Consider the following 14941-nt stretch of genomic DNA (forward strand, 5'->3'; position numbering starts at 1 on the left):
TACATAATAAAAGGGGGTCAGGCCGTGCCCGACCCCTGTTTCAAGGTTGCGGCGAGGCTTATCAGCGCGCTTTCCATATCGTCAAGCAAGCGCTGCCAGCCAATGCCAGCGGTGTCCATCCGGGCGATGAAGACGTAATCGGCTCCGGGCACGCCCAGCCGGGGCAGCAACTCGCGTGCGGCGGCCTTGAGACGGCGCCGTGCCCTGTTGCGGATAACGGCGTTTCCGGTCTTCTTGGTGGCAGTGAACCCTTCCCCGATATGGCTGCTCGGATCGCCGCGCATCCGGGCCTGGATCACCAGGCTCTTGCGGCGCTCGGACAATCCGCCGCGCACAAAAAGAAACTGAGGCCGCACGGCAAGCCGTACGACCTCAGTGACCTGTTCATCTGTCCGTGCCATGGGGATACCCCCATCAGGCGCGCCGGAGCGCTCAGGCAGAAAGCGTCTTGCGGCCCTTGGCGCGGCGGCGAGCCAGCACCTTGCGGCCATTCTTGGTGGCCATGCGGGAGCGGAAGCCGTGGCGGCGGGCGCGCTTCAGGCGGCTGGGCTGAAATGTACGTTTCATGGGCTTGCGCCTTGATCTTGTGATTGACCGAAATCGGAAACCGCGGCTGATACAGCCACAGGGCGGCATGGTCAAGGCTGCGATGTGCGTGAGATGCGGCTCACGCGACTGTGATGGCGCTTTCGCGGGTCGTGACGTGTAAGACTGCCCGCTTAGGGCTATATCGCGGCCATGAACACAGTCCTCCCCCGCGCATCAAGCCTTGTCCGCACAATCCTGTCCGCCATCGTCCTCCTGGCAGGCGCACCCTTGGCCATGGCCAAATCGACCAGCATCTCCCACGCGCCATGGGGCGCGCTGCTGGAGACCTATGTCGAGCCTGGCGCCGACGGCGTGAACCGGGTGGATTACGCCGCCCTAAAGGCCAACCAGGCCGACCGTGACGCCCTCGACACCTATATCGCGCAATATGCCGATCTCGATTTCGATGCCCTGACGCGCGACGAACAGTTCGCCGCCTGGGCCAATCTCTACAATGCGGTCACGGTTCGCTACATCGTCGAGGAATATCCCCTCTCCACGATCAAGCCCTGGTACTCGCGCGGGCCATGGAAGAAGATCAAGGTGATCGCGGATGGCGAGGAGATCTCCCTCGACGGGATCGAACATGGCGTCCTGCGCCAGCAATGGGCCGACGATCCGCGCCTGCACTATGCGATCAATTGCGCCTCCTATGGCTGCCCGAATTTGCGCGTTGAACCGTGGCAGGCCGAAACGCTGAACGCAGACCTCGATGAGGCCGCCCGCGACTACATCAACCATCCGCGCGGCGTGAGCGTCCTCAAGAATGGCCTGCGCGTTTCGTCCATCTATGACTGGTTCGAAGCCGATTTCGGCGGCAGCGAAGAGGCCGTGATCGCGCATCTGCTGAGCTATGCAGGCCCGGCACTGGCGGAAAAGATCCGGGCAAACCCAGACATCCGCGACCATGACTATGACTGGTCGCTCAACGACACCTCGAAATAAGACGGCCGCAAGCAACACGGCCACTGGCGACAGGAAGGAACGGGCCCAAATGCCCTCAGAAACAAACAACTCCGAATCGGCAGACGTCACCACGCAGGCGGACAAGAAACCCTCGACCTCGATCTGGATCCGCCTCTGGCCGGTCTATGTCATCGCGCTCGGCCTCGTCGCAGCCTGGCAGTTCGGCCTGTTCAGCTACCTGTCGATCGACACGCTGCGCGAACAGAACGAGACGCTACAGGCCTTCGTCGCCGACAACCTGATCATTGCCGTGCTGGCCTATATCCTCATCTATGCCGCCGCGACCGTGTTCATGCTGCCCGGCGCGCTCTGGATCACCATTTCGGGCGGGCTGCTGTTCGGCCTCATTGGCGGCTCGGCGGTCACCGTCGCAGGTGCGACTCTCGGCGCGAGCACGCTGTTCTTCGCTGCGCGAACCTCAATCGGTGCCGCCTTCCGCGAACGCGCCGGCCGGTTCGTGAAGCGGATGGAAGCTGGCTTCCGGGAGAATGCCATCTCCTACATGTTCGCCCTGCGCCTGATGCCGGTCGTCCCCTTCCCCGTGGCGAACATCGCCCCGGCCCTGCTCGGCGCGCGCTACAGGGATTATGCAGTCACCACGGCACTTGGGATCATTCCGGGCGTTGTGGCCTATACATGGATCGGGGCGAGCCTCGGTGCGACCTTCGATGCCGGCGAGACAGAGAACCTGTTCGATGTGGTGAAGAATTTCTTCCCCGCGCTTCTCGCCCTTGGCGTCGTGGCCCTTTTGCCGGTCGCCTACAAGAAAATAGCTGGCCGCAAGGCGGCCCGGCTTGAGGAAGCAGCACAATGAAAGAGGACATCGCAGGAATCCCAGCTGTACCGGGCAGCGCCGGGCAACCACCGGAGAAGCGCAAGGCAGACCTGGTCGTCATCGGCGCCGGGTCCGGCGGTCTTTCGGCGGCAGCCGGTGCTGCGATGCTGGGCCTCGATGTGGTGCTCTTTGAAAAGGGCGAGATGGGCGGGGATTGCCTGAACAGCGGATGCGTGCCGTCCAAGGCGCTCCTGTCGGCGGCCAAGTACGCCGCGGCCGCCCGCGAAAGCAGCGCCTACGGCGTCATGTCCGGCGAACCGGTCACCGACTGGGAGGCGGTCAAGGCGCATATCCGCAAGACGATCGACACGATTGCCCCCGTCGACAGCCGGGAGCGGTTCGAAGGCCTCGGTGTGACCGTGATCCGCGAGCACGCCCATTTCACCAATCCGAACACGGTTGCCTCGGCCAGCGTCGCCGTCTCGGCCAAACGGATCGTGATCGCGACCGGCTCGCGCGCGGCCATCCCGCCCGTGCCCGGCCTTGCCGATGTGAACTACCTCACGAACGAGACCATCTTCACCGTCCCGTCCCTGCCCTCACATTTGATCATCCTCGGCGGCGGCCCGATCGGCATGGAAATGGCGCAGGCCTTCCGCCGGCTGGGCTCGGAGGTCACGGTCATAGAGATGGACCGCGTGCTCGCCCGCGCCGACCAGGCGCATGCAGAGATCGCGTCCGAGGCCCTGCGCAAGGAAGGCGTCTCCATCCTCGACAGGCACCGTGCCGTGAAAGTCTGGAAGGACGCCGGCAAGGTCAGTGTCGATGCCGAGGGCGAAGACGGCACGAAAACCATCAGCGGCACTCACCTGCTCGTCGCGACCGGCCGCAAGCCGGTGACCGACGGTCTTGCCCTGGAGGCTGGCGACGTCGATTTCGACCAGCATGGCATCAGGGTGTCGGACAAGCTGCGATCGATTTCCAACAAGCATGTCTGGGCCGTGGGCGATGTGGCCGGCAAAGGCCAGTTCACCCACCTTGCCGGCTGGCACGCTTCGGTGCTCGTCCGCCGCGCCTTCTTCAAACAGGGCTCGACGTCATCCTCGCTGCCGCTCCCGGCGGTCACCTACACGGCTCCGGAAGTCGCCCAGGTCGGCCTCACCGAACACGAAGCGCGCGAGCGGTTCGGCGACAAGGTCCAGGTCACGCGCTTTGCGTTCGACGAGAATGACCGCGCCATCGCAGAGGGCAAGACCGAGGGCGAATGCAAGCTCATCCTGAAGAAAGGCAAGCTGGTCGGCGCGTCCATCGTTGGCGAGGGCGCAGGCGATATCATCCAGCTTGTCGGCTATGCGATGTCGAACAAGATGAAGCTCACTTCGCTGACCAATTTCATCTCGCCCTATCCGACCCGGACCGAGGTGGTGAAGCGGGCGGCCAGCGCGCATTTCTCCGATGCTGTGTTCGGCAAACCGGCCCGCCTGCTGGTAAGCTTGCTTCAGCGCATTCTCTGACCTATTCCGGCTGGCGTGTCTGACGCCCCGTCATCTTCCGTGCGAAACGGCCGATCCAGCTGGTTTGAAAGCCTGTCGGCACGGCTGTTCGTTGTCACCATCTTCGCCATCCTCGTCGTCGAATTCGTCGTCTTCCTGCCAAGCGCGGCGAGCTACCGTCAGAACTGGCTGAACGAGCGCATCCAGGCCGCCCGCATCGCCGCCCTCTCACTGGAAGCGGCCCCCAGCCGGATGGTATCGGAAGAGCTGTCCAACGAGCTGCTGGAGCGCGCCGAAGTGCTGGCCGTTGCCGAGCTCAGCGACGATATGCGCGAGCAGATCCTGCCGCCGACCATGCCGCTCGATGGGCCGACCAAGCAGATCGACCTGATGGAAGAAGGCATGCTGGGCGCGATCGGCGAGACGATTGCGACATGGGGCGCGCCGGATGACCGGATGCTGATCATCCGCGCCATGGGGTCGGCGCCGGGGCGTGTGCTGGAAATCGTCGTCCCGGAATCCCCGCTGAAGCATGGCCTCATCGCCTTCGGCTGGCGCATCCTCGGCCTGTCGCTACTCATCTCGCTGACCGCCGGCGGGATCATCTACCTCCTGCTCTTCTTCCTGGTCGTGCGGCCGATGCAGCGGGTCACCGCGTCTGTCATCCAGTTCCAGAAGGACCCGGCCTCCTGGACCAAACGCCTCTCGCCCACCCCGCGGCGCGACGAGATCGGCCTGGCACAGAACGCCCTTGCCGACATGGAGAGCGCCGTCTCCGACACGCTGCGCCAGCGCGAACGCCTCGCCCTGCTCGGCGAGGCGGTAGCAAAGATCAACCACGACCTGCGCAACACGCTAGCGACCGCGCAGCTGGCCTCCGATGCGCTCTCAACCTCGGACGACCCGCGCGTACAGCGCTCGGTTCCCCGGCTCGAGCGGGCGCTGGAGCGGGCGATCAAGCTCGCCAGCGAGACGCTGAAATATGGCCGGTCCAATACGCCGGAGCCGCGGCTGCAGACGGTGAACCTGCATCAGGCCACGACAGAAGCGGCGCAGGAAGCGCTCAGCCAGCAGCCCGATACACGGTTCGAAAATACTGTGCCGGACCATACCGACGCGACTGCCGATCCGGACCATCTTCACCGCATCCTCGCCAACCTGATCCGCAATGCCGCCGAAGCCCAGGACGGTCATGGGGAGGTCATGGTCCGCCAATGCGAGAAGGGCCTCGAAATCTGCGACAGGGGGCCTGGCCTGCCGGCCAAGACGCTGGAAAACCTGTTCAAGCCTTTCGCCGCCTCGTCCCGCCGCGACGGCTCAGGCCTCGGCCTTGCACTCTCGCGCGATCTCGCTCGGTCCATGGGCGGCGATCTCGAACTGATCGAGACCGGCCCGGAAGGCACCTGTTTCCGGCTGGTCCTGCCCTAGGGCCTGAAGCCTCTTGCAACGCCCTCGCGGCGCCGGTCGGAGCCGCCTTCGAGGCCGTCATCGCGCACAAGGATGGTGTTGAGCCCGGAATTCTCGCCTTCGCGCTCCTGCACCTCATAGCCCATCGCCGACAGCGTATCGGCCCATTCCTGGCCCTTCGGCACGCCGGTCTCGACCCGCACCTCCTTGCCGCGCGCGATCACGTTCGGCAGGTCGATCGCCTCCTGGACGGAGAGGTTCCATTCGAGGATGCCGATGATGGTCTTCGACACATAGGCGACGATGGAATTGCCGCCCGGCGAACCGGTAACGAGCAGGAGGTCGCCATTCTCGTCGAAGACAATGCTCGGCGAGAGCGATGAGCGCGGGCGCTTGCCAGCGTCCGGCGCATTGGCGACGAGCTTACCATTGATGCGCGGCTGGCGGGAGAAGTCCGTCAGCTCATTGTTGAGCAGGTAGCCGTTCACCATGCGCGAATTGCCGAAGGGCGCCTCGACGGTGGCGGTGAAAGAGACGGCGTTGCCATACTGGTCGACGATGGAGATGTGCGTCGTGCCGCCCTTCTCCTCGGTCATGTCGCGGCCCCACATCCCGATCATCGGGCCGCGGCCCAGCACTTCGCCGGGATCGCCGGGCTGCTGGGTGGCATCCATCGGGGCCATCTGGCCCACGCGAGCATCGAGATAGTCCGGATTGATCAGGTCCTCGGCCGGCACTTTCACGAAGTCGGCATCGGCGACGTAATGGTCGCGGTCGGCATAGGCGAGCCGCTGGGCCTCGACCCAGGCGAGCAGGACGTCCTCTTCAGCGAGGTCCATATTGTTCGGCAGGGCCCGGTTGTAGAGCCCGTAGATCATGTTCTGGGTAACACCGCCCGAGGCCGGCGGCGGCGCCGAACAGATGCGGATCCGGTCATGGTCGCCGCACAAGGCCGGGCGGACCTTGGCTTCATAGCTGGCAATATCCTCCACCGTCATTTCGCCGGGCAGCGGCTCCTCGGCCACGGTCGCGACAATCGCTTCTGCGTTGGCGCCCTTGTAGAAGGCGTCCGGGCCCTCTTTCGCCACCGCCGTCAATATGTCGGCATAGGGCTGGTTGGTGCGCACCGCGCCCGTCGCAAGCGGCTCGCCATCCGGATAGAAATAGGCGGCGCTCGCCTCATGATCATCAAGGCGCGTCGCCGCGCGGATCTGCGGATTGGCCAGGAAGCCCGCCAGCCGGGGCGAGACTTCGAAGCCCTGCGTCGCCAGGTCGATGGCCGGCTGGAACACGCTTGCCCAGTCGGCCTGCCCTTCGGCGTCATGCGCGGTCTTGTAGAGGGAGACGATGCCCGGCACGCCCGGCGAGCGGCCCGATTGCCAGGCCGGGACGAAATCCAGCACCTCTCCGTCAATGACAAACAGGTTTTCATCGGCGGCCGCCGGCGCCGTCTCGCGCCCGTCATAGACGCTCAGCCGGTCATCCTGGAAATCGTAATAGACAAGGAAACCGCCCCCGCCGAGGCCCGAGCTCTGCGGCTCGACAAGGCCGAGGACAGTATGAACGGCGATGGCCGCATCGATCGCGTTGCCGCCCGCCTGCAGGATCTCGAGGCCAGCTTCCACCGCGCGCGGATCGGCTGCCGCCACCATCGCGCCCCTGGTCCAGCTGCGCGTCTCCTCTGCCGGTTCGACCGGGGCATCGGCAACCGTGTTCTCGGCCGGTGGCGGTGCCTCAGGCGCGGGCTGGCACGCGGCGGCCGCTGCAAGAGAAATCACTGCGGAGAGGAAAAAAGGCTGTTTCATGCTTGGGCGCCGTTCCTGTTCTGTGGTTCAAGGCTACCGACCGGATTCAATCCTCAAAGTAAAGGTGGTTTACTGCACATGTCACGACCCGGACCGCGAAACCTGATTACCGATGTCCCCGGCCTGACCGTGGGCAATGCCGAGGACAGGGACGTCCTCACCGGAACAACGGTCATCGTGGCGGATGAGCCCTCCACGGCGGCCTGTTCGGTGGCTGGCGGCGGGCCCGGCACCCGAGAGACAGACCTCCTGCGCGCCGACACCATGGTCGAGCAGGTCGACGCGATCGTCCTGTCGGGCGGCAGCGCCTACGGCCTCGCCGCCGCTGACGGGGTCACGGCAAAGCTTGGCGCGATGGGGCGCGGCTATGGCCTGAAGGACCTGCCGGGCGTGCCCAAGACGCCGATCGTGCCGTCTGCGATCCTCTATGACCTCGCCAATGGCGGCAACAAGGCCTGGGGCGAGGCCCCGCCCTATCGCGCGCTCGGCGAGGAAGCCTTCGAGAATCGCGCGGCGAGTTTCCCGCTCGGCAATGTCGGCTGCGGCCTCGGCGCCAATGCCGGCGCGCATGCCGGCGGGCTCGGCTCGGCCTCGCTGCGCACGAATGACGGCTTTACCGTCGGGGCGATTGCGGGGGTCAACTGCTTCGGTTCTGTCTTCATGCCCGGCACGACCAGCTTCTGGGCCTGGCCCTACGAACTCAATGGCGAATTTGGCGGGCACCGTCCGGGCGCCGACTATGAGTGCGATCCGGAGGAATGGGGCGACGCCAAGATGAACCCGCAGCCCGGCCAGAACACCACCATTGCCTGTATTGCAACCGATGTCGCCCTGACGCCGGCGCAGGCGCAGCGGGTCTCGCAGATCGCGCTGGCCGGCTTTGCGCGCGCCATCCGCCCCGTCTTCGCTCCCTTCGATGGCGACGCCCTGTTCGTGCTCTCCACCGGCCGCGTCGCGCTGGAGGAACCAACACCGATACAGCTCACGCGGATCGGTGAACTTGCCGCCTCGACCCTTGCCCGGGCCATTGCGCGCGGGGTATATGAGGCAGATCAGAAGAGTGCAGCATAAGCGCTTGCATCGGGCGCGGCGCGCCGCTATGTGTCCGCCCTCGAAACGGAGCACCCGTAGCTCAGCTGGATAGAGCACCAGACTACGAATCTGGGGGTCAGAGGTTCGAATCCTCTCGGGTGTGCCATTTCGCTTCCATGACAATCCACCGCAGCGTCAATGATTAACGCCGCGCTCCGCCAGCGCAGTCGCGCCTGTGCTTGAATTCTGTGCGCGGGGCCCGGATTTCCAATCGGACTGGCCGGAATATTCGACAATTCTCAAGGGGCTTTCCCTGATCGAATTAGACCGCTTAACTGCTGTAATCACAGCAGTTTCAGGCTACAGAGAAGCAACCCTTCCGAGCCCTCACGCGACAAAATGCGATCATTGCGGCTTGGTAACGTCTTTACCTGCGGACGATCCGCCCGTTACAACCATTATGGTTAATAGTCAGGGGTGACGCTTTTGATCAGGGTTCGATTTCCAACAAGGTCCGGGTTCCTGGGACTGGTTATGGCGGGGTCTGCGATTGCACTTTCGGCATGCGAGAGCGCGCCGGTCCAGGCACAGACGCAGACTGCATCAGCAGGATGCACGGAATGGGTGGCACCGTCAGGGACGGCGGAAGACGTTGCGCGGCGGTGCCGTGACCGCGCCGACGATTCAGACATTTTGGGCCGGGAAGCCGGGCTGTCCTATTATCACGCCGCCAACGCCTATGACGTGCTCGGCGACAGCGCCGCGGCTGCCGACATGGTCGAGCGTTCCTTCAACGAACTGGCAACGTCCGACCGCTGGCTGACCACGCCGCCGAACGGCCTGTCCGAGGAAGACCAGCGCGACTGGCTGGCCCAGCGCCGGCAGTTCCAGCTGGAGCGGCTGATGCTGGCTGCAGATGCCTATCGGGGCCTGGCGGAGGCCTACACCCAGTCACCGACATCATCCTTCTCGAACCGTTGCGCGAGCCGGCTCGACTGCCTGTCGAAGGCGATCGGCCACCTGGCCGATGGTGAGGCGATTGCCGCCCGGCTAGCGAGTGTCAGCCGCGAGCCGCTTTATGACCGCTATCACCTGGCGCTGGGAGACCTCTATGAAGCGCGCAACCGGCCGGGCGACAGCGAAGCGGCGATCCGAGCCTATCAGACGGTCGCCAGCAGCCCGCTCGCCGGGCCGGCCCCGGCCACGGCGCGCGCCAACCTGGCAGGCCTGACGACACGGCTTGCCCATGACGCGCTTGAGCGTGGCGGCGCGGCGGATGTCGTGCAGGCGATCCGCTACTTCAACCTCGCGCGCGATGCCGATCCGACGAATGCCGAGGCCCCCCTCGGGCTTGGCCAGATCTATCTCGACGGCGGCACGGCGGCGAACGACCTCGCACAGCTCGGCCGGGCCGAAAATGCCTTTTCCGACGCCCTCGCGCTCAGCACGCAGGCCAGCCAGAAAGCAGCGGCCTATATGGGCCGCGGTGCCGCGCGCAGCCGCATCGCCAGCCTCAACGGCACATCCGCCCAGGCTGCGATTGCCGACTATCAGGCGGCCGCCCAGCTCGCCGATTCCGCCGAGACGTTCCTTGTGCTCGCCCGCTCGTGCAAGGCGAGCCGCGACTGGCAATGTGCCGACGAGAATTTCGCGCGCGGTATCTCCCGCCTGCAATCGGAGAATGCCTCCGGCGAGGCGCTGTCTGCGGCCCTGCTCGAACAGGCCGATGTCCGCGAGCGCATGTCGATTTACGGGCCGGGCGATGTCCGGGCGCTGCTGCAGCAGGCCGTGAATGCCGCGCCTGCTTCTGGCGAAGCCAATATGGAGCTGGCGCGTCACGACATGGCGCACGAGAACTGGAACGGCGCCGAGACCGGCTTCAAGCGCGTCGTGCAACCCTCGACCACAGGCAGCGACCTGCTGAAAGCCGAAGCCTATGGCGCCCTGGCGCGTCTCGGTGCGTCGCGTCCCGGCGGGAACCTCGAACAGGCGATCGGCTATATCGAACGGGCCGCCGACCTCGACAAGGCCAATCCGGACTATCCGCGCGAGCTTTGCATTGCCCGGATCTATCGCGGCGGGTCCAGCGTGACGGCCAGCCGCAACGCCCGCACCTGCGACCTCGGGGCCAGCACGGGCAGCCTTCTCCTGCAGGCCATGTTCGACATGCGCCGCGCGCAGTATGCCGGCGCGAGCACGGCCGCCCAGATCCGCCGCACGGCGCGCGACCATATCAACCGCGCGCTCGACGTGACCGGTCCTGATCACATCACCGATTATGACTGGCCGCTTGAGGACAGCCTGCCGCCGGTGAAGACCCGCGCCATCCTCCTTTACCTGAAGGAGGCGACGCTAGCCTGCGGCGGCAACTACACATTCTACCTGCCCGAAGCCAATGGCATCACGTCCACCGACTATTCGGCCGCGCGTGACTTCCTCGATTTCTACAGGTCACGACTATGCACCTGAGGCGCCGGTTGAAACCCATTTACGCGACGATCAGAATGCAGAGAGTCACAGCTTCAGGCTCAGCAGGAGGGGACCATGTCTAATCAGCCGCCCGGACACACGCCGGCGCTTTACGAAGACCGCACACTGTTTCCAACACCCGTTCAGGAACCGCCCGGTCATCACAATAATGGCGGGCCATCCGGCGGAGGGATTTCCGCGATCGGTGTGATCATCGTCGCCTTCATCGCCGCCGCGGTGGCCGGCGGCATCGTCTGGTTCGCATCCTCGTCGAGCGGCGGTGGCGGCGGGGGCACGACGAATTCGCAGATCGCCGCGCTGCAGGAAGAAAATGCCCGGCTGGCCGGCATGATCAAGGAGTTCGAAGAGAACCAGGAGCAGGAGCAGATCGCCAGCTATGAGGAAAAGATCGCCGCGCTCGAAGCCCAGGTCGCGAATTTCGGGTCTTATGGTAGACTGGCCGAACTGGAACAGCAGATTGCCGAGCAGAAGGCCGAGATAGAACGCCTGATCGCCCAGCCGGAACGCCAGCGCATGCCGGCGAGCGCCCGCGAAATCCCGGAGCCGGAAAACGATACCGACTGGGTGTCCCGCGTGGAAGACGAACTCGAAGCCTATCTCAAGGTCCTTGAAGACCGGGTGGAATGGGTCGCCTCCTGGCCAGCCCGCAATCCGCCACCGCCTTGTTCGGACCCGGAAAATTGCTGAGGAAACAGAGCCATGAGTGATGTCAAAATGCTCTTCGACAAAGCCGAAGAGATCGAGTCCGGCAGCAATGCCTTTCCCGATATCGAAAAGCTCGAGCAGGAGTTCAACGAGAGCGGCGAGTCCGACTGGACGATCCCCGAGGCGTTCTTGTGCCTGCTGCTGGAAGCGGCCTTCTCCGACGGCAGCATCGCCCCGGAGGAACGCGAGGAGATCGCTGCGCTGGTCAAACGCTCACGCACGATGAAGCGGCTGAGCCCACAGCAGATGGCCGCGGTGAACCAGACGGTGAACGAGCGCATGGGCGAGCGGAACGAAGGCCTGCGAGAAGCCTGTCTCACCCTGCCGGCCGACATGCGCCTGTCGGTCTATGCCCACTGCGTCGACATCGTCCTGGCCGACCGCCAGCTGCGCGAGGGCGAGGAAACCTTCCTCAAGCAGATCGAGGAATACATGCACCTCGAGCCGGAAATGGTGAAGGCAATCCGCGCGGTGATGCTGATCAAGAACCGCTACTAGGTTTCGTATCCACCAGTTGATGTTGCAACCTAAGAGTGTAGGCTGATCGAAAGGTCAGGAGTTCTCAATGGTTCGTTTTGTGCGAAGAGCCTCAGCTTTGGTTATATCCTCAGCATTGCTAATTTGTTCACCGGCTTCGGGACAGAGTTTTCCATCTGATCCGAACGAACAACAAAAAATAATTGGCGCATTTGTTGAAATAAATGATGTTTGGAATGAACTAATTCCAACTGTTAACGAGTTGGAGGAGCTGCTTCCGCTTCTTGTGTCGCTTGACCAAGGAGAGATTACCAAGTCCACCTACCTCAGCGAAGTAACTAGAAAGCGCGATAAACTTAAGAGCAATCTGCGCTTCGCAAAAAGCCAAGTACGTGAAATCGTCAATCGAGAATATGGCGAATCTAGTTGGGCAACAAGAATTGAACAGTATGAAACTGAACTCGATGGCATGTTTCGCCAGCTGGAGGCGCTGTTCGATACGACCAATGATTTCTTCATAAGTGCTCCGTCTCTCGATGCTGAAACTGAGGCGTACTATTCGGAGATCATGGTCGACAAGATTAGGATTGTGACCCAACTCTCAAACCTATCCCTGCGAGGGGATATTGCGATGTTGGGTGAAGAACATCCGAATGTTTTTATTCTTCGTTCTTGGGAGCACCAGAGTAACGTGTTCGCAAACTTGTTTGAACTCGATCACATATTTTACTACGGCTCCGACGATGATGTAGACCGCTACTTTCAGCTGATTGATCGATCTAAGGCTGAACTGGACAACTTTCAGAATACTAAAGCCGCTGGCTTGGCCGCAAACGAAGAAATGAAATCCGAATACAGCCACCTGAGCCTTGGTGCTACGGCTCAAGAACGAGAGCTGATTGATCTGGTTTTGCAACTGAACGATTCATTTTCGCAGGCTTGGTCAACTGAACAGGATATCGCCGACAAATATCGACGCCAACTAACACTTTACGAAACAATGCCGGATCCTTTTCCCAGCGATGAAATTGAGAAATTGGATCAGAAAATAGTGGTATTGGAAGACACTAGGTGGGCGCTTTTCGACGAAAGACTGGAATTGGCCCAAGATTTGGTGAATAGGGCAGCTGATTAGTCGAGAGCACGCGCCCTCTTGCGCCGCGTCAGCCCTTGGACATAGGGCTGACGCGCGCTACTGTCTGACACAGAGAATGGAGAGCCGCCGCCCATGTTCATGAAATTCTTCAACGAGCTGCGTCAGCAGAAAGTGCCCGTCACGCTCAAGGAATACCTCACACTGCTCGAGGCGATGGACAAGGATGTCATCGGCATGGACGTCGAGGACTTCTACTATCTCTCCCGCGCCGCGCTGGTGAAGGATGAGCGCAACCTCGACAAGTTCGACCGCGTCTTCTCCCACGTCTTCAAGGGCCTCGACACCATGCAGGACGCCGTCGACGTGCAGGACCTGCCGGAAGAGTGGCTGCGCAAGATGTCGGAGAAATTCCTCACCAAGGAGGAGATGGACGAGATCGAGGCGATGGGCGGCTTCGAGAAGCTGATGGAGACGCTGAAAGAGCGCCTCGAAGAGCAGAAGAAGCGCCATGAGGGCGGCAACAAATGGATCGGTACGGGCGGCACCTCGCCCTTCGGCGCGAATGGCTACAATCCCGAAGGCGTGCGCATCGGGCAGGAAAAGTCCCGCCACCGCCGGGCCGTAAAAGTCTGGGACAAGCGCGAATTCAAGAATTACGATGACAGCGTCGAGCTGGGCACGCGCAACATCAAGGTCGCGATGAAGCGGCTGCGCAAATGGGCGCGCGAGGGCGCCGACGAGGAACTCGACCTCGATGCCACCATCCGCAACACCGCCAAGCAGGGCTATCTCGACATCGAGATGCGCCCGGAAAAGCGCAACACGGTCTCGGTGCTGCTGCTGATGGATGTCGGCGGCTCGATGGACCCGCACGTCAAGGTCATGGAAGAGCTGTTCTCGGCCGCGCGTTCGGAGATCAAGAACCTCGAATATTTCTACTTCCACAACTGCCCGTATGAAGGCCTCTGGAAGGACAATCGCCGCCGCATGAACGAGCGCATCCCGACCTGGGACGTGCTGCACAAATACCCCTCGGACTACAAGGTCATCATTGTCGGCGACGCCACGATGAGCCCGTATGAGATCACCTATGCGGGCGGCTCGGTCGAGCACTGGAACGAGGAAGCCGGCGGTGTCTGGATCCAGCGCATCGTGCAGCAATTCCCGAACCTTGTCTGGCTGAACCCGGTCAAGTCCGGCGCCTGGGAGTACACCGGCTCGATCAAGCTCATCAACGAGCTGATCGGACCGGGACGCATGTTCGAGCTGACCATCAAGGGCCTCGAAGAGGCGATGAAAGAGCTGAGCCGGTAATAGGTAGATGACCCAAAAGCAAGCTCTGGAAACGCGCACAGAAAAAGCGCTGAAACAAAGCGCCAGTGATTTTTATAGAGCACGCCAAAGCTGGTCACTGTTCATTTCAAGCAATGGGCCTTTCGATAGCCCCAAAAGATCACTCCATGAAATCGTGAACAAAGCGAACCTTGGTTTCTCGTTCAACGCTATTCAAAATCTGTCAATTAGTGATTGCATTCTTTCTATATGTAGATTGACAGACAGTGTATCTGACGACCGGCTGAACATTTGCCTGTTGCGCCGGGACATGGAAAAGCATCGCAACCTTTTTCTGGAGAATGCCGAGGCATTCTTCGCTGATCCAGGCAATTTGATTCATGGTCGCTCGTGTCAAGTCGAGTTGCTGCGATATTGTGGCCAATTTATCTATACTTTGACACTTATTGATGAATTTATCGCATCACGTAGCCTGAAAACGATCAGAAGTCACCGAAACAAGGTGCTCGCTCATTCCCTCAAATCGAAAGCAGACGTACCGAAGGTCTCAGATGTTGAAGATGCTTTGACCGCAGCCGGCAAAGTAATCGCTGCATTGTATTTGGTGCTGCAACATTCCACGTTGGTCGTGGATGAGTTGGAGAGCCAATATCTACGGAAATTCGATAAATTCTGGGACGCCGTCGAATTGGGCGCTCAAGAGCAACCAAAGCGGCAGGCGCAGAAGTTTCAGGAAATGCTACAGAGAGCGCAAAAAACGTAATCCAATTCCGCGAACTGATCACATACATCGCTCGGCAAGTGAGCGAGTGTG

The 14941-nt window shown here is 62.0% G+C and carries 14 protein-coding genes and 1 tRNA gene; 12 read left to right on the forward strand and 3 right to left on the reverse strand.

The window, feature by feature from the left end; genetic code table 11:
- Window positions 1-17 precede the first annotated feature (17 nt).
- On the reverse strand, window positions 18-401 hold the full coding sequence (gene rnpA, locus D1223_RS17570) for a ribonuclease P protein component (protein ID WP_119377648.1): 384 nt from the start codon (window positions 399-401) through the stop codon (window positions 18-20).
- A gap of 31 nt (window positions 402-432) precedes the next feature.
- A complete protein-coding gene (gene rpmH / locus D1223_RS17575) occupies window positions 433-567 on the reverse strand; it encodes a 50S ribosomal protein L34 (protein ID WP_119377649.1) in 135 nt (44 codons plus the stop codon).
- A 171-nt stretch (window positions 568-738) separates the two neighbouring features.
- Here rpmH and D1223_RS17580 point away from each other — a divergent pair, with 171 nt between their 5' ends.
- Genes D1223_RS17580 through D1223_RS17595 form a run of 4 tightly spaced genes read left to right on the forward strand, consistent with a single transcriptional unit; the run spans window position 739 to window position 5250 of the window.
- Entirely contained in the window at window positions 739-1533 is a 795-nt protein-coding gene (locus D1223_RS17580; protein ID WP_119377650.1) for a DUF547 domain-containing protein, read from the forward strand.
- Between the two features lie 49 nt (window positions 1534-1582).
- The gene (locus D1223_RS17585; RefSeq protein WP_119377651.1) at window positions 1583-2368 is read left to right on the forward strand and encodes a TVP38/TMEM64 family protein; all 786 of its coding nucleotides are present in this window, start codon (window positions 1583-1585) and stop codon (window positions 2366-2368) included.
- Window positions 2365-3843, forward strand: coding sequence for a dihydrolipoyl dehydrogenase family protein (locus D1223_RS17590; RefSeq protein WP_119377652.1), 1479 nt, complete (start codon window positions 2365-2367; stop codon window positions 3841-3843). Before D1223_RS17585 ends, D1223_RS17590 begins: the two co-directional genes overlap by 4 nt.
- A gap of 39 nt (window positions 3844-3882) precedes the next feature.
- Complete coding sequence (locus tag D1223_RS17595) at window positions 3883-5250, forward strand: sensor histidine kinase (RefSeq protein WP_199288230.1); 1368 nt, start codon at window positions 3883-3885, stop codon at window positions 5248-5250.
- On the opposite strand, the gene ggt is transcribed toward D1223_RS17595, so the two are convergent.
- Window positions 5247-7034, reverse strand: a complete 1788-nt coding sequence (ggt, locus tag D1223_RS17600) for a gamma-glutamyltransferase (protein WP_119377653.1) — start codon at window positions 7032-7034, stop codon at window positions 5247-5249. The two genes, D1223_RS17595 and ggt, sit on opposite strands and share 4 nt — an antisense overlap.
- A 78-nt stretch (window positions 7035-7112) precedes the next feature.
- Here ggt and D1223_RS17605 point away from each other — a divergent pair, with 78 nt between their 5' ends.
- The 8 genes from D1223_RS17605 (at window position 7113) to D1223_RS17640 (ending at window position 14890) form a co-directional block, all read left to right on the forward strand.
- Window positions 7113-8105: a P1 family peptidase gene (locus D1223_RS17605; protein WP_119377654.1), complete on the forward strand. Its 993-nt coding sequence runs from the start codon at window positions 7113-7115 to the stop codon at window positions 8103-8105.
- Window positions 8106-8155: 50 nt separating this feature from the next.
- Window positions 8156-8232: transfer RNA gene (locus D1223_RS17610), tRNA-Arg, on the forward strand.
- Between the two features lie 458 nt (window positions 8233-8690).
- A complete protein-coding gene (locus D1223_RS17615; RefSeq protein ID WP_119377655.1) occupies window positions 8691-10535 on the forward strand; it encodes a tetratricopeptide repeat protein in 1845 nt (614 codons plus the stop codon).
- Window positions 10536-10610: 75 nt separating this feature from the next.
- Window positions 10611-11243 (forward strand): ABC transporter C-terminal domain-containing protein, encoded by a 633-nt coding sequence (locus D1223_RS17620; RefSeq protein ID WP_119377656.1) that lies wholly within the window; start codon window positions 10611-10613, stop codon window positions 11241-11243.
- A gap of 12 nt (window positions 11244-11255) precedes the next feature.
- Window positions 11256-11759, forward strand: a complete 504-nt coding sequence (locus D1223_RS17625) for a tellurite resistance TerB family protein (RefSeq protein WP_119377657.1) — start codon at window positions 11256-11258, stop codon at window positions 11757-11759.
- 67 nt (window positions 11760-11826) lie between these two features.
- Window positions 11827-12873, forward strand: a complete 1047-nt coding sequence (locus D1223_RS17630; RefSeq protein ID WP_147372895.1) for a hypothetical protein — start codon at window positions 11827-11829, stop codon at window positions 12871-12873.
- Between the two features lie 93 nt (window positions 12874-12966).
- A complete protein-coding gene (locus tag D1223_RS17635; protein ID WP_119377659.1) occupies window positions 12967-14148 on the forward strand; it encodes a vWA domain-containing protein in 1182 nt (393 codons plus the stop codon).
- Between the two features lie 7 nt (window positions 14149-14155).
- On the forward strand, window positions 14156-14890 hold the full coding sequence (locus D1223_RS17640) for an AbiU2 domain-containing protein (protein WP_119377660.1): 735 nt from the start codon (window positions 14156-14158) through the stop codon (window positions 14888-14890).
- The last annotated feature ends 51 nt before the right edge of the window (window positions 14891-14941 follow it).

This window comes from Henriciella mobilis (assembly GCF_003576285.1).
In the GTDB taxonomy this organism is placed as follows: Bacteria; Pseudomonadota; Alphaproteobacteria; order Caulobacterales; family Hyphomonadaceae; genus Henriciella; species Henriciella mobilis.

Excerpts from the sequence above, each read along its gene's own strand:
- rnpA (WP_119377648.1), bottom strand. The coding sequence starts at position 401 with ATGGCACGGACAGATGAACAGGTCACTGAGGTCGTACGGCTTGCCGTG.
- rpmH (WP_119377649.1), bottom strand. The coding sequence starts at position 567 with ATGAAACGTACATTTCAGCCCAGCCGCCTGAAGCGCGCCCGCCGCCAC.
- D1223_RS17580 (WP_119377650.1), top strand. The coding sequence starts at position 739 with ATGAACACAGTCCTCCCCCGCGCATCAAGCCTTGTCCGCACAATCCTG.
- D1223_RS17585 (WP_119377651.1), top strand. The coding sequence starts at position 1,583 with ATGCCCTCAGAAACAAACAACTCCGAATCGGCAGACGTCACCACGCAG.
- D1223_RS17590 (WP_119377652.1), top strand. The coding sequence starts at position 2,365 with ATGAAAGAGGACATCGCAGGAATCCCAGCTGTACCGGGCAGCGCCGGG.
- ggt (WP_119377653.1), bottom strand. The coding sequence starts at position 7,034 with ATGAAACAGCCTTTTTTCCTCTCCGCAGTGATTTCTCTTGCAGCGGCC.
- D1223_RS17605 (WP_119377654.1), top strand. The coding sequence starts at position 7,113 with ATGTCACGACCCGGACCGCGAAACCTGATTACCGATGTCCCCGGCCTG.
- D1223_RS17620 (WP_119377656.1), top strand. The coding sequence starts at position 10,611 with ATGTCTAATCAGCCGCCCGGACACACGCCGGCGCTTTACGAAGACCGC.
- D1223_RS17625 (WP_119377657.1), top strand. The coding sequence starts at position 11,256 with ATGAGTGATGTCAAAATGCTCTTCGACAAAGCCGAAGAGATCGAGTCC.
- D1223_RS17630 (WP_147372895.1), top strand. The coding sequence starts at position 11,827 with ATGGTTCGTTTTGTGCGAAGAGCCTCAGCTTTGGTTATATCCTCAGCA.
- D1223_RS17635 (WP_119377659.1), top strand. The coding sequence starts at position 12,967 with ATGTTCATGAAATTCTTCAACGAGCTGCGTCAGCAGAAAGTGCCCGTC.
- D1223_RS17640 (WP_119377660.1), top strand. The coding sequence starts at position 14,156 with ATGACCCAAAAGCAAGCTCTGGAAACGCGCACAGAAAAAGCGCTGAAA.